Annotated in this window: 10 protein-coding genes; 2 read left to right on the top strand and 8 right to left on the bottom strand. The window is 38.4% G+C overall.

What is annotated here, in order from left to right:
* Positions 1–5: 5 nt before the first annotated feature.
* The 4 genes from addA to MKX53_RS04610 all read right to left on the bottom strand — a co-directional run bounded on the left by addA (position 6) and on the right by MKX53_RS04610 (position 8,701).
* On the bottom strand, positions 6–3,719 hold the full coding sequence (gene addA, locus MKX53_RS04625; protein WP_340909517.1) for a helicase-exonuclease AddAB subunit AddA: 3,714 nt from the start codon (positions 3,717–3,719) through the stop codon (positions 6–8).
* On the bottom strand, positions 3,706–7,200 hold the full coding sequence (gene addB / locus MKX53_RS04620) for a helicase-exonuclease AddAB subunit AddB (protein ID WP_340909516.1): 3,495 nt from the start codon (positions 7,198–7,200) through the stop codon (positions 3,706–3,708). The genes addA and addB overlap by 14 nt, the downstream gene beginning before the upstream one ends.
* A gap of 315 nt (positions 7,201–7,515) precedes the next feature.
* A complete protein-coding gene (gene lepB / locus MKX53_RS04615; protein ID WP_340913241.1) occupies positions 7,516–8,058 on the bottom strand; it encodes a signal peptidase I in 543 nt (180 codons plus the stop codon).
* Position 8,059: 1 nt separating this feature from the next.
* The gene (locus tag MKX53_RS04610) at positions 8,060–8,701 is read right to left on the bottom strand and encodes a TVP38/TMEM64 family protein (RefSeq protein ID WP_340909513.1); all 642 of its coding nucleotides are present in this window, start codon (positions 8,699–8,701) and stop codon (positions 8,060–8,062) included.
* Positions 8,702–8,811: 110 nt separating this feature from the next.
* Between MKX53_RS04610 and MKX53_RS04605 the strand changes: the two genes are divergently transcribed.
* Complete coding sequence (locus tag MKX53_RS04605) at positions 8,812–9,519, top strand: AzlC family ABC transporter permease (protein ID WP_340909510.1); 708 nt, start codon at positions 8,812–8,814, stop codon at positions 9,517–9,519.
* 4 nt (positions 9,520–9,523) lie between these two features.
* On the top strand, positions 9,524–9,832 hold the full coding sequence (locus MKX53_RS04600; protein WP_093537323.1) for an AzlD domain-containing protein: 309 nt from the start codon (positions 9,524–9,526) through the stop codon (positions 9,830–9,832).
* A gap of 45 nt (positions 9,833–9,877) precedes the next feature.
* Here MKX53_RS04600 and MKX53_RS04595 read toward each other — a convergent pair whose 3' ends face one another.
* The 4 genes from MKX53_RS04595 to MKX53_RS04580 form a co-directional block, all read right to left on the bottom strand.
* Positions 9,878–10,135: a CsbA family protein gene (locus MKX53_RS04595; RefSeq protein ID WP_093537322.1), complete on the bottom strand. Its 258-nt coding sequence runs from the start codon at positions 10,133–10,135 to the stop codon at positions 9,878–9,880.
* Positions 10,136–10,143: 8 nt separating this feature from the next.
* Positions 10,144–11,313 carry a PDZ domain-containing protein gene (locus tag MKX53_RS04590; protein ID WP_340909507.1) on the bottom strand — a complete coding sequence of 390 codons (1,170 nt, stop codon included), beginning with the start codon at positions 11,311–11,313 and terminating at the stop codon, positions 10,144–10,146.
* An 85-nt stretch (positions 11,314–11,398) separates the two neighbouring features.
* Entirely contained in the window at positions 11,399–12,814 is a 1,416-nt protein-coding gene (locus MKX53_RS04585) for a S41 family peptidase (protein WP_340909506.1), read from the bottom strand.
* Positions 12,815–12,886: 72 nt separating this feature from the next.
* Positions 12,887–13,465: a peroxiredoxin family protein gene (locus MKX53_RS04580; protein ID WP_340909504.1), complete on the bottom strand. Its 579-nt coding sequence runs from the start codon at positions 13,463–13,465 to the stop codon at positions 12,887–12,889.
* Between the last annotated feature and the right edge of the window lie 2,537 nt (positions 13,466–16,002).

Here is a 16,002-nt window from a genome sequence, read left to right as displayed (position 1 = left end):
TCCCCCTAAAATGACACTGTTCTATTTACGTCAAATAAGTATAGTACTTTTTCTTTAATCTCTACTTGTAATATTGCCTCAATTGCCTGCGTGTAAAGAGACAATTGCAACTGATAACGTTGTTGCATCTCTTTTTGTAATATGGAGTCATCCTTAACTAAATGTTTTACTTTATCTGTTTTATAGTCCAATAAAACCCAACGACCATCCTCTTCCAAAAACAAGCAATCTACGACCCCTTGGATAATTTGTTTATCTCCATCTGCGTCTTCTAATGCATACGTAAAAGGAAACTCTCGCATAATTTCTTTCGCATTCCGTAGACGTTCTGCCATCTCTGACTGGAAGAAGGAAACCATTTGCTTAGGTTTTATAGCAGCTCGTTCAGCTTTCGTTAAAATTTCACGTTCTTCCAGCCTTTCTGCAAAAAGGAGAACCTGCTCTTCATTTTTTTGTTCCTGAAGGTCGACATTTTGCATAAATGCATGGACCGCAGTACCTGCTTCTGCACCTGTCAAAGCCGTTTCCTGCTGCAGGAAGAAAGGACGCTTCGCAACTTTTTTTAGATTAGTTGGACCAGACATTTTAAAATAGTCATCGTCCGATTGTTCCATTAGCTGCTGAATTTTCTTCATCTCACTAACAGTTTGCTTTGAACGTTTATGAGTAGAAATTTCATGGACATATGGTGTATCGAAACGGTCCTTAATATCCTGCAAATAAACACTTTTTGATGGATCTATTAGCTGCTCAAGTAAAACAGCCTCTTTTTCTTCCTCTTGTACAGTGTGCTTTAAATCATCTACACATTTAGCAACAATCTTCCATTTTGATTCGCTATCTACGAGATTTGCTTCATTTACTTCCGATAGCTGCCTGAAATTTGTATGTCTTGCTAAAGCTGGACCAATCCAGTCTAAATACCCTTTTGCTTTCGCACGCATATAACCCGGTAACATTTCTTCACTCAAAACATTTTGGGCATCAACCCATTTTTCTAACGTTTTTGCTAAATCTTTTATAGACCCAATGAGGAATAATTGCTCTTTCGCACGTGTCATTGCTACATATAAAACTCGCATTTCCTCAGCTTTCAATTCCATTTGCTTTTGTTCCTTCATAGACAAAAATGGCAATGAAGTGTAAGAAATCCGCTTGTCAGGATCAATTGCTTTTACTGCAAGTCCAAAAGATTGGTCAAATAAATAAGCTTCATTAAAATCCATTTGGTTAAAGGGTCTACCCATTCCCGCTAAGAACACAACTGGAAATTCCAATCCTTTAGAAGAATGAATAGTCATTAAACGAACAACATTTTCCTTTTCTCCTATAGAGCGTGCAGCCCCTAAGTCATCCCCTCGTTTACGCATACGATCGATAAAACGTAAAAAGCGGAACAGCCCCCGAAAAGAAGTTTTCTCATAATCGATTGCACGGTCGTGTAGAATACGAAGGTTTGCTTGTCTTTGCTTACCATTTGGCATCGCACCTACTATTTCGTAGTAATGCGTATCTAGGTAAATCTGCCATATTAAATCGGCAAGTGAGCCTCTCCTACTTAAATCGCGCCAATCTTCATATTGAAGTAAAAATCTTTGCAGCTTCTCAGCAGTATCAGATGATAGTCCAGCTCCTCCGGTAGACACAAAGGTTTTCATCGCATCATAGAAAGGCTCTTTTGGAGCAGATAATCGGATAAGTGCAAGCTCAGATTCTGTTAGACCAACAAACGGCGACCTAAGAACAGATGCAAGTGATATATCTTGATAAGGATTATCTATTGTACGCAACGTATGTAGCATGATCAGCACTTCAATTGCTTCAAAATATCCTTTCGAAAGTTCTGCATATAGTGGAATACCCGCTTCTTTAAATTGCTCTGTAACCTCTCCTGACCATGTCATCGACCGCATTAATATGACCATATCGCTATACCGGACGGGTCGATGAGTTTTTTTCCATGGATCGTAGACAGTTGCTTCGGATTGAATCAGTTCATTTATTTTTGAAATAATATATCGCGCTTCAGCTTGTGACTTTTTAAGTTCTTCTTCTGCCATTACTTCGATTGTTTCTTCGTCATCTTCATTTGGTTCAGCACTACCGTCTTCCACTTCATATAACAGTGCCAGTTCAACAGGAGTTTCGATTTCTTCATACGGTGCTCCAGGTTTTAACGAAGCTGCTTCATCGTATTGAATTTCCCCAACTTGTTTACCCATTATTTGACTGAAGATATAGTTCGTTGCGTGTAATACTTCTTTTCTACTGCGGAAATTGGCATTTAAATCGATTTTGATACCAGAATCGATTGGAAGATCGTTGAATGCGAGATATTTCCCTAAAAATAGCATTGGCTCCGCTAAACGGAAACGATAAATGGATTGCTTTACATCCCCTACCATGAACATATTGCCAGTATTTTCATCTCCACTTTTCACAAATTGTAAAATGGTTTCTTGTAGTAAATTTGTATCCTGATATTCATCCACAAGCACTTCTTTAAAACGAGCTTTATATTCCTTCGCTATTTCGGAAGGAATGAGTTCACCATTTTCACCCTTTTCCGATAGAATATCTAATGCATAATGTTCTAAGTCTGAAAAGTCGACTAGACCTTTTTCATTTTTAGCTGTGGTATAACGTTCCCCATATGCTATAGTCAATTCCACTAGTTTTTGCAGCTGTGGGGCCATTAAACGCATTTCCTCTAACAATCTTTCAGGTGTTCGAGTGAAATAATTATCCTTTAAGTCATTGATGATTTTCTTCACTTTCGTACGTTTGTTAGTCGCTTGGTTTTTCAACCCTTCATCGCAAGAGTCTTTTTTTATCGCTGCCGCTCTTCCCCATTTAATGCCCTGGAAATAATGAAAAACACTTTGCCAGGAGCTATTCTTCATCAAGTCTACTGCCTCTTGAATCATTTGCTGGTCGATTACCGCAGTATCTGCAAGAGGTGCTGGCCCTTTTGGTTCGTTTGCAAGTCGACGAATCTCTTCAGTTACAGCGATTGCCTCTTCTAAATGATGTATGATCGCAAGTTTCAATGAGCCAATAAATGATAACTCATCAATAGTCATGTCTTCCGAAAGATTATATGCTTCAGGAATTGCCAGTAACCATTTCTCTGGTTCCGGATGAACGCGTGAATAAGAATAGAGCTTTTCAATCATCACTTCGATGGATTGATCATCACGATCGGATGTGAAACTGTCCGATAATCGATACATAGGTTCTGGATTGTCGACATGATAAGCTTCTTCTAGCACTTCTGCTAACATATCGTCACGCATAATTGCAGCTTCTGTTTCATTTGCGATACGGAATCCTGGATCTATCGTAAGCATATAAGCGTATTGTCGAACAATATTTAAACAAAATGAATGCAATGTAGAGATTTGGGCTTTGTTTAATAGACTTAGTTGCTTTCGTAAGTGATTCGATGTTGGATCATTTGCAATAGCCTTTTCAAGGGCCTCTCCCATACGATGGCGCATTTCTGCTGCCGAAGCATTAGTAAAAGTAACAACCAGTAACTCATCGACATTAATCGGTTGTTCTTTTGCAATGACTTTTTGTATGAGTCGGTCGATGAGAACAGCGGTTTTTCCCGAGCCTGCAGCAGCGGAAACAAGTACATCAGCACCTGTTGCCCAGATAGCCTTCCATTGTGCAGGTGTCCATGTTAACTCTGCTGGCATATTAGGAATGTTCATGTGGACTCATCTCCTCACGTATTTTTTCAGCTATTATTTCAGGCTGCTCCACTTTCAATGCACGTACTTGTTGTGCGGGATCCGCGGGATCAAATTGGCAAACACTACGGAACGAGCAATAATTACATGGCATTTTATCTTTTATTCGATAGGGTAATACTCGAGTATCGCCAGCATTCATCGCGTTTCCGGCTTGTTCATGCTTTTTACGAACAAAGGACTGCAGTAATCTCATTTGCTCCGGTTCTACTACTTTGGACGATGATTTCGATAAGTTTCCGTCTTTGTTCATGCGTACGGGAATAACCTTTGAAAATCCTGAGATTTGATCGTCCATTTCCATAATTACTTCAGGATCATCAAGTAGAAGGCCATTCATTTTATATGATTTATAAATAGCATCCTCAAGTTCTTCCTCTTCCATTTCTTTTTGTGATTGGATAAATGGATTATGCATATGCACATATAAAACTCCTGCTGGATCAGCATCTTCATGTAGCCACACATCAGCATTTTCAACAGCGACATCTAAATAAGTTAACATTTGAAGAGAAATACCATGGTAAACCTCATTCAAATCAATCCCTTTTTTAGAAGATTTATAATCGACAATTCGAACAAACATATTGCCGTTAATATTAGCTGCATCTACACGGTCAATTCGACCGCGTAATTGCATTTTCCGGTTCCGCTTCAGTGGAATTTCTAAAGCTGGTAATACCTCTCCAGGACCAAACCCTGCTTCTATAGCTATCGGGACAAAGCCCGAGCCTTTAGAATGTCTACTTAAAGCGATTAACGTATTAGCAACGATTTGTTCCAATTTTCGTTGAATGTATCGATAGCGGTTTGTACTCAATAACAATTGGTGGACAAAAACAGGCACAATATAATCGACCGCTTGTCTAGCAAGCTGGTGGCATTGCGGGCGGGTTAAATCAGACCATTGTATATCTATACGCTTCGTTTCATCCGCAATCCATTTTAACGCCGCATGGAATAAGTCTCCCATTTGTGGTGCTTCTAATCTATACTCCGCACGCTCTTCTAGCTTTAGACCATAGGATGCGTAATGTGCAAAAGGACAACTATAGTATTTCTCTACCCGAGACACACTAGAAATCATTGTTTCTCCGTATAAAGCAGCAGTCATTTCTTCATTTAATCTTTCGGTTTTATTGCCATGGATTAATGGCTTTGTAATTCTCTTCAATAATTTGGACCAATATGGATCCTCTAAATAATATTGATAAACGGACTGCCACACTTCAGTTAACTTACCTGTTGCTAGTGCTCCTCGAAGTTGCATAACCACATAAGGTAATGTAGGGCGTGGATGACTAATGGAAGTTAAGTCTAATTCATCCGAGAGCATATCACTTGGGTCCACAACAGCTATTTCGACCGGTAAGTCGCTTACCATCTGATGAAGTTTTTTTATATACAAGGAAGGCAACAATGCTTTCCCTTCGTTATCTGCCATCGGATACGATACGTATAGGAAATGAGATGCGGTTACGAGTGCTTTGTATATTAAATAGTTTTCATCCATTAAACGCATTTTCGATGTAGGTGCTAGTTCAAAGCCAATTTGCGTGAACCATTCACGCTCAGTATCTGTTAATAACCCTTCATGGTCCATCCGTTTTGGATATGCTCCATCGTTAACACCTACTACAAATGCAGCTTTAATATTTGTGAGCCGAATAATATCTACATTTCCAACTATTACTTGATCAATCGTCGGCGGAATGCCCGAAAAAGTAAGTTGGTCGTAACCCTCGTCTAAAATTTTCGCTACTTCCTCCAAGGACATTTCCTTTTCACCAAACATCAAGACAAATTGGTCTATTACATTTACCCATTCGTTCCACACTTGTTCATGTTCGGAAGCTAGAAGCAATTGGCCATTTTCTTCTTCCGCTTGCTTTAAGCTTTGTAACTTTTCATATACGTTAAGTGCCTCTATAAATGTATAAATAGCTATTGCAAAATCCTTACCAGTTCTACTTTGTTTCAGCTGATCGGAAAGAAGTTTTATTGGTTTGACGATTAAATCTCTCATTGTATGAATAACTGCTTGAATACTCTTCTCTTCATCTGTTTGGACTTTGGAATAAAACTCTAAGCCTCGATATTTTTTATAAACCCAGCGTCTCTCATCTAGCCATCTATCTCCATAAATTCCGAATGCCAACACAAAATTTTCTAAACGATCAGCACGCTCTCTCCAAGTTTTTTTAGAAGCATCTAATGGGAAAAACAAATCCGTCTTCACTGCACGAAAAACTGGTTCATACTTCCAGTCTGTTCGGATTATCTCAAGAATAGTTCGACTAAATTCAATGAGCGGGTGATGTAACATCGGTTTCTTTTTACTTATGAAAAACGGTATATCATACTGTGGAAAAATAGTCTCGATTAAACCTTCGTATGTATCAGCATCTCTATGCAAAATAGCCATTTCGTTAAACCGAATACTTTTTTGTTGCATGAGCTCACGTATGTGTCTTGCTATAGCATGCATCTCCGCACGACGATTGGCAGCTTCCGTTATGTGAATATTTCCTTCTGATTTTGCTTGCAAAGGAGGAAGCTTATCAAGATTTGCCTCTATATGAGCAATTTCTGGTGACCTAAATCGTTTCTGTTCAGATTGATGTACAGTCTCTTCAATTTCCACCTTTTCCATCTGCGCTATTTCTAATAATCTTGCACATGTATTGGCAGGCTGATAAAAAAGAGATTGTTCATCTACTGCATCCTGTAATGATTCCATAGGAAGGGCAACGGTAATACGTTTTACTTGTTTCATTAATTGCTCGATAATCTCTAATTCTCTCGGCGTAAATGAAGTAAACCCATCTATATATAAATCTGTATTTGCAAGGAGGCTAGAGTCTTTTATTTTATTTGCTAATAAGGTTAAGTATCCTTCTCCGTCAATGTAGCTAACGCCTAATTTTTGCTCTACCTTTTCAAGCATCAGCATGATATCAGAGGATTTATCAATAAGTGTTTTGGGTGCATTTACATTTTCTAAATTGTTTAGGGCATTTGCCATTGTGGAATAATCCATACAGTATCTACTAAACTCTTTTAGTAGCACTTCAATTTGATCGGTGAATCCTCTTTTGGTTGCTGCTCGTTTAAATAGTGTAAATTCGTCTTTGTGGTTTTCAAGTAGGCTACGAATGAGCATTCGGTAACCGAAGCCACTTATTTCTTCTTTAGCTATTCCTCCTGTTTCTTGGAGAACGCGCCATGCTAGTCGTTTAAATGTCGTTACTTGTGCTCTAATTAGCCCAGGTAGTCCGGATTCGGCTGCAAGGTCATATTCACTGGAAAAGGACATCTGGTCAGGTACTATGTAGAATATTGGGTCTCCTATAGGAGCTTTTTGTAGAGCTGTGATTATTTCTTCGTGGATAAAAGTTGTTTTTCCAGAGCCTGATCGGCCACTGACTATTCGTAGCGACATTGGGTTTTCAATCTCCTTTCTAGTGAGTTAATATCTTATAATAAAATCTCAACCTTTTTACCAGTTACTCGCACTTGCTATTCGTTAATTGCTCTCGGGACGGATAAATAATCCTGGATGAAGGAGCTTTAACGGCTTCCTGAAGGTTCATGTGTAGCGTGAGGCAACATATCCTTCTAGGAACAATCTATTGATTTGCTTAGTATGCTGAATATAATTTTTGTGAATGCTAGAGTTATCCAATATTTTGTGGAATATTAAAAAACCGAATAATCTCCTATCTCTATTGTACAAAACATACTACAGAGAGGGAAATTATTCGGAATAAAATTGGGATGTAGCTTGTGATATTGGCCAGTAGCGTGCTTTTACCGTACCAACAATTTCTTCAGTATCTACAAAATAGAAATATCGACTATCCATACTAGAAATACGATTATCGCCTAGAACAAATAACTTTCCAGACGGAACCCTTTGACTTCCTGTTAGTTCCTCTAATTCAAAATCACCAGTAAAGTTCTCATCTGGATTATTGAACGCACTATAAGACTGCAAATAAGGTTCTTTTATTCTTTTATTGTTTATAAACAACTCATCATTCTCATAGGTAATCGTATCACCTGGCAGACCAATTACACGTTTTACATAATCTTCTTGCTGATCACCATGGAAGATCACAATATCCATGCGTTTAACTTCTGTCATTTTACTAACTATTACCTTATCTTTATCGTTTAATGTGGGCATCATTGACTGGCCCACTACTTCATAATTTGTCACGAGAAATACTTTGACAAGCGTCACGATTAAAATACCTATTACAAGTGCTGCCAGCCATTCCCACATTTCTTTTTTCACATTATTCAAGACTTTCTCCTCTTTTGTTTTTTCGTTCGCTGCTGATCAATCTAAAATCAGCCTCTACTTTTTTATTTAATCTCTTTTCAATTGCCTTACCTACAAACCATAGGATTGCAATTACCAAAATAACAATAGCGGTTCTAATTGGTTGAGTGATTAATGCTTTGATGTCAGATCCAATAAAACTAACAACGAAAATCATAATGAGTTTACCTAATGCCAGTGTCCAGAAATATGTGTTTTTCTTCATATCTGAAAGACCTGCAACAATATTAACTAGAGCAGAAGGTGTAAATGGAAAACAAACGAGTAAAAAGAGTGGTCCAAATCCATTTCGCTCTACCCATTTTATTAATTTTTGAATTTTAATATGTCTTGTAATAAAACCTAATGCGCGAGCTCGTCCATATTTTCGGATGACTAGGAATACTGCATAGGAACCAGCTACAGACCCTATCCAGGATATTAAAAATCCAAACAATAATCCATAGGCATTGACGTTTGCTACTATGAAAACGACTAAAGGTAAAAATGGAAGAAAGGCTTCCAAAAAAGGTAATAAGATACCAATTAGCGGTCCAAGTGCTCGATAATCATGTGTTAAGTTAGTTAAAGTTTCTACTGAAAACCATTCCGGCATTTGGCTCTCCTCCAAATATGTATATTTATACTATTCCCATTTTTGCTGTACATAAAACTCTCTAATTATAGTATAATTTGATGATTATGCATTTAGGTGGTGAACATTTTGTGAATAAAAATTCGTTTTTATCGGGTTTGAAAGCTGGAGTCAGTATAGCAATCGGTTACTTTCCAGTTGCACTGACATTTGGCTTGCTAGCAAAAACGACCGGACTATCTATTTGGGAAGCAACGGCGATGAGTATTTTTGTTTATGCAGGAGCAGCTCAATATATGTCCCTCACACTTATTTCAAAAGGCGTTGACCCTATTTTAATCGTTTTAAATACATTTGTCGTTAATATTCGTCACTTCTTAATGACGGCTGCACTGAATGAAAAGATGCAAAGTGAAAAAAGATGGATCAAAGGGATTTATGCTTTTGGTATTACAGATGAGAGTTTTTCAGTATTAGCTACACAAAAAGAAAGTAAAATAGCTACCCCCTTTGCTTTTGGCGTAGCTGTAATTGCATATAGCAGTTGGGTTATATTTACTGCAGTTGGACATGTCATTGGCGCAAATCTCCCTGCATTTTTACAAGCAGCAATGTCCATTGCTTTGTATGCAATGTTTGTTGGATTGCTTGTTCCATCCATGCGTGGAAATCGTAAAGTGGTAATGCTTGCGCTTGTAGCTGCCGTAATTAACGGTTTCTTTTATTGGACCGGGCTATTATCAACTGGTTGGTCCATCTTAGTTGCTACTTTGGTATCTTCTATTTTAATTGAAGTCATTTATACAAAAAGAGGGAAAAACTTACCGAAAGGGGCTTAACAAAATGGGGATGTGGTATTGGTGGACTTTGCTTGGAATGGCACTGGTGACATATATTCCAAGGGCATTTCCTCTTACCTTTTTAGAAGGGAAAGAATTACCTCCAGTAGTATCGGGGGTATTGCGTAATATTCCTTATGCAGTATTAGGAGCTTTAATATTCCCGGCTATTTTATATGTCCAACAAGACAATCTTTTATTTGGTTTAATAGGAGCAGCCGTAGCGTTTAGTTTAGCTTTTCTATTTTCAAATGTGATGATTGTAGTTCTTGGAACAATTGGAGTTTTAGCTGTATATAGCTTGATATTTTAATCCGTTTGTTTGTACATAGTTTTTAGAACAAAAAATCCGCTCTCTTTACAGAGGCGGATTTTCTTTATTATTACTAGTTTTCATATTGGTACTATACCAAAATCCTAATGTAAGGGATGCAGCGTCAATCACATAAATCCACCATCTATGTGTATAGCCTGCGTAGACCGATGCTGCGAATAATGCTACGGTTAATACTAGCGCAACATAATGATTGAAAGTGATACGTGTAAATAACACGACCATTAATCCCGGAGCAAAAATAGCCAATATTATTTGAGTTGTGATTGATAGTGATTCCATAGCTTCTCCTATCTAACTAAGATTAGACCTAGTCGATAATGATCATGTCTAAATAGTATGTGCTGACGAAGACGTAATTCTCCGTTTGAATCCAGCACTTCTAGGCGACAATGAGCAGCATTTATTTGAACTGCTTCATATAATTCCTGTTCGTTTTCAACTTTCTGTCCGTTCACTTTAACAATACGTTCTCCTATTAAAAGACCCATTTTCTCGGCAGGAGATCCAGAAAGCACACCTGCAATCATAACACCATTCGATTGTGGCGATACAGCATAGTTCCCTGTTTTTTCTTGTTGGTATTTTATAATAGTAATTAGCAATCTCGCGATGACACCTATTAGTATAGCAATTGCACTTACTAATGGCTCAAAATAACCGATCGCTGCAATTATTGTAATAACAATTCCTAGTTGCCAAACAATTTTACCGTACCCAGCAAAAAAATGAATCGGTAGAGAATGTTGAGATTTTTGTTGAAAACCAATTACAAATGGAAATACAACGAAAGAAAAAGCAGTTTCTCCTAATGTAAACTGTGGCCAATAAGGTAAATACGTAGGAATAACATCCCCCGGAATCACCAGTAGTATAGGTAATAACCATAATTTTTTCACATGATATACAATCGCTTCAATACCTCTATGAGTAGTAACCAGTTTTGGTGAAGCTTGAGCTGACCCATGCTTTTGAATAAGGACGCCCTCTACAATGAGTAACAATCCAGCAATTATAGCAACTGGCACAATTCCTGCCTGAAGAATATCTAGCCCCGAAACAGTCCAAGTAAATACGTCTATACTCCAGTTAAATGTATACATAGCATAGGCAGTTGCCGTACCTAATGCAATTGTATAAATAGCAGAACCAAACTGATACGTAAACAATAGTATAAATAATAGCATCCACATGCTGTATATCAATAGCCATGAATTAGGAATAACTAATCCGATAGCTACGCTAATAACTGATAAAATAAGTGCCCAAATGATACCATCTAGCAAGAACCCCTTTGCCTCGGTCCATCCCCATAGTAGCCTCGTGCGAAATTGTCTTCTTTCTCTTTTAACGCGAACGTATCCGATTAATATCGAGAAGAGAAGCGTAACATATACTGCTGGATGGAGGAAAAAACGTCCAATTCCTTTAACCAATTCGATTAATACTTCTTGCACCATACGCATCCCCTCACTTACAACTATACTTCCTATTATTGTAACAAACGTAGAGGGCTTTGCGTATAGGATTTTCGTATATACTTTGTTATTTGATATCGTGAAGTAAATAACTTACTCCCATTTGGAACTGTTTATCGTTTTCTCTACTAGTTTTATAATCTAGAATAGTTTTTGATAATGACTGAAATAATACATCATCAATCTCGTTATACTCGTCTAGGCTTCTCTCTTGTCGATACTTTTCAATAGCATCCTGTGTATCTTCATCAAAATATCCATCCTGGCGACTGATATTATAACCAAGTGCCCCTAATACTTGTTGAACATACTTTACTTCCTCCCCGAAGTCCCCCACATGAAAATTCCCTTGATAGTATTTTATATCCATCATATATAATTCATCTGGCTCGACCTGTAAATCTGCTTGAATTCCTTTGTGATGGATCCACTCTTGTTTCGGAGTAAGCCATTTATGAGTGGAGATTTTAAGCTTTCCTCCATTTAGAAGAGGGTGTGTTTCTTGCACTGTCCCCTTACCAAAACTTTTTTCGCCAACAATCATTGCACGCTTATTATCCTTTAAAGCCCCGGCTAATACTTCACTTGCTGAAGCACTACCGCCATTTTGTAGCAACACCACCGGGAGCTTGTTTAAATACTGATTGTCTTTTTTTTCAGTATTTAGCATTTCCAAAACCCCTTTGGCATCTTGCATATAAGCAAAAGTGGAACCATTCGGTAGTAAAGTACCGATTATTGTCGAAACACTATATAAATAGCCACCTGGATTTCCTCGAACATCAATTACAAGTCCATCTATTCCTCGTTCTACCAGAGCTTTCGTTTGTTTCTCCCATTCTTCTCCAGTCTTCTCTCCGAATAATGAAATATTGACAATGCCTAGTGAATAATCATCTACTTCATAAACATCACTGGAAACCGTATGCATCGCAATCGTGTCCCGTTTCATATGTAATTCGACATGGCGATTCTCACTAGACCGATATACAGTCATTTTGATACTAGTACCTTTTTTACCGCTTAATAACTGCATTAACTGAGTCATTGACTTTCCTTCTACTCTTTCTTCATTTACTCGAACGATTTCATCCTGAGGCTTTAAGCCAGCTTTAAAAGCAGGTGAATCTTTCAAAGGTGCTACTACGACAAACTTTCCTGCCGAAAGCATAATCTCCGCTCCAATTCCAACCCGTTCCTCCGCTAGTGATGCTTCTTGGTTCGCTGCTTCTTCCATAGTTAAATACGTACTATGCGGATCCTCTAATGCCTCAGCCATACCACGAATGGCTCCTTCAACGAGCAGACTGTCATTTTTCGAGAATACTGCTTCTTTTTTGATCAATTGAAACGCTTCATCAATGACTTGACTATTGCTTACATCTTTTTGTTCTGTAGCTGATGGTTTCATCAACCACATATACCCGATACCTAAAACAACAACGACTAGCAATCCATAAAGAAAAAATCGACTTTTGCGCAAGTTCAACCTCCTACTTTTCCACTAATATATGTGTGAAAAGAGGAGTTTAATACTTGCCCCAAAAATCGATTCTTATTTTAAATTACTTATATAGTCTGCTAACATTTGCTCATCCATTGGACCAACAATCTTATTTTGGATGGTCCCTGTCGTATCGATCATATACGTCGTTGGTATTGTAATCGCTTGATAGGTTTCTCCAACTATTCCATCTTCATCTAAAAGTATAGGAAAGCTAAGTGCATAATCATCTTGGAAGGCTTTCACTTTATCAATTCCAACATCGCTACTTGTCAAATTGACAGCTAAAATTTCTACATTTTCTTTTTCTGCCATATCTTCGTAATAGTTTTGCATATGTGGCATTTCTGCTTTACATGGTCCACACCAGGTTGCCCACAAATTTAAAACTATTTTCTTCCCTTTATAATCTGCGAGCGTAACTTCCTCGCCAGCTAATGTCGTGAGTGTAAAGTTAGGTGCCACATTCCCTTGACCTAAACCTTCGTTCGCAGGATTGTTTGCCAAATCTGTGCCCAACTGCTCCCCTGCAAATGCTTCTTGTTCATCGATATTACCTCTAACAAATGATATTGTGGCTATCGCTATTAGAGCAGCAATAACTACTAGCGCAATTATTTTCTTTTTCATATAATACCTCCTACTTGGTACATACATTTCTCTGCCCTTATTATATGTTATTCGTTGCCTAAAATACGAATTAAAAGAGTTGCAATTGTGACTATGTAGTGAAAAGTAAGCTTATGAAATATTTTCTAAACGGATGTACGCTGACCGTACTTCCCTGCTAATGACATAGAGAAGATATTCTAAAGGGACGAATGATAACAATAGAAAGTAATTATGTTACGCTAATTTATAGAATTTTTTCCGTTTCGCGATATTATGCGAGCATTTGAATCAGGTCCCCTTGTATTTAACATTCCTGAGTGAGTAAATGATTAATGAAATGTCTTCTAAACGGATGTGCGCTGGCCGCACGCTACGCATGAGCCTTCTAGGATGGTCGCTTTCAGCTCCTTCATCCTTTAGGAAGTCTCATTCTTCGCGCTCATGCGGCTCGGAAGGCGCACATCCTGTTTTCTTGCTAAGACATAGAGAAGATTTTCTAAAGTGACGAATAATAACAATAGAAAGTAATTGAATTTCACTAAAATTTATGGGGATTTTTTCCGTTTCGCGAGTAAATAAATGCGCAGAGTGAGTAAACCCATTGTGAACGCCAGTATCTAGTGAATTATGCGAGTATTTGAATCAGGTACGCTTGTATTTAACGTTCCTGAGTTAGTAAGTGATATTTATGCTAATGAAATGTTTTCTAAACAGATGGGCGCTGACCGCACGCTAAGCATGAGCCTTCTAGGATGATCGCTTTCAGCTCCTTCATCATCTTCGCGCACATGCGGCTTGGAAGGCGCACCTCCTAAGTACCACTGATCATACTAAATTGAATATCTATATTTATGAAGTGTTCATTATTAAGATATCAGACGCTAATAAATTACAGACCCATAGCGAGTAACTCATTCTTATGCTAATAAAATGTTCTCTAAACGGATGTGCGCTGGCCGCACGCTACGCATGAGCCTTCCAGGATGGTCGCTTTCAGCTCCTTCATCCTTTAGGAAGTCTCATTCTTCGCGCTCATGCGGCTTGAAAGGCGCACATCCTAGTTTCTGCTAATGACATAGAGAATATATTCTAAAGGGACAAATCATTAGAAAGTAATCATTCTTGCTAATTTATGACAATTTTTTCCGCTTCACGAGTAAATAAGTATGCAGGGTGAGTAAACCCATTGCGAACGCCAGTATCTAGTGAATTATGCGAGTATTTGAATCAGGTCCGCTTGTATTTAACGTTCCTGAGTGAGTAAATGATTAATGAAATGTCTTCTAAACGGATGCGCGCTGGCCGCGCGCTACGCATGAGCCTTCCAGGATGGTCGCTTTCAGCTCCTTCATCCTTTAAGAAGTCTCATTCTTCGCGCTCATGCGGCTTAAAAGGCGCACATCCTAGTTTCTGCTGATGACATAGAGAAGATATTCTAAAGGGACAAATCATTAGAAAGTAATCATTCTTGCTAATTTATGACAATTTTTTCCGTTTCGCGAGTAAATAAGTTTGCAGAGTGAGTAAATGATATTTATGCTAATGAAATTGTTCTCTAAACGGATGGGCGCTGGCAGCAGGCTACGCATGAGCCTTCCAGGATGATCGCTTTCAGCTCCTATCATCCTTTAAGAAGTCTCATTCTTCGCGCTCATGCGGCTTGAAAGGCGCACCTCCTAAGTACCACTGATGATACTAAATTGAATATCTATAGTTATGAAGTGTTCATTATTAAGATATCAGACGCTAATAAATTACAGACCCAGAGCGAGTAACTCATCTTATGCTAATGACATGTTTTCTAAACAGATGTGCTCTGGCCGCACGCTACGCATGAGCCTTCTAGGATGGTCGCTTTCAGCTCCTTCATCCTTTGGGAAGTCTCATTCTTCGCGCTCATGCGGCTTGAAAGGCGCACATCCTAAGTACCACTGATGATACTGGATTTAATTTCTTTAGATCTGAATCATTTTCTCTTAACTAACCTTTTCCAATTCATCGTTTTTATACTACTAAGTCAATTCAATTTCAAAGTTAATACCTACTCACTTCTTGATTGAAGTGCAGTGCGGCGACTCCTGCGGCAACAGCGTGTCCAGGTGAGACTCTGCAAGAGGCTCACGGACCGCCCGCGGAAAGCGTCCGCACGGAACGGAAATCACAGTAGTACCTTCCTTTTGTTACTTACTACTATCTGTTATTTGCTGCCTTCTATATTAAAATTTCCAATTCATCGTTTTTATACTACTAAATAAATTCAATTTTAAAGTTAACACCTACTCACTTATTGATTGAAGTGCAGTGCGGCGACTCCTGCGGCAACAGCGTGTCCAGGTGAGACTCTGCAAGAGGCTCACGGACCGCCCGCGGAAAGCGTCCGCACGGAACGGAAATCACAGTATTAACTGCCTTTTGTTACTTACTACTATCGGTTATTTGCTAAATAATCTAGCTAGTGTTTTTCCTTCTATATTAAAATTTCCAATTCATCGTTTTTATACTACTAAAATCGATTCAATTTCAAAGTTAACACCTACTCACTTATTGATTGAAGT

The organism is Psychrobacillus sp. FSL K6-4615, assembly GCF_038008225.1.
GTDB lineage: Bacteria > Bacillota > Bacilli > Bacillales_A > Planococcaceae > Psychrobacillus > Psychrobacillus psychrotolerans.
This window is presented reverse-complemented; position numbering and strand designations above follow the sequence as displayed.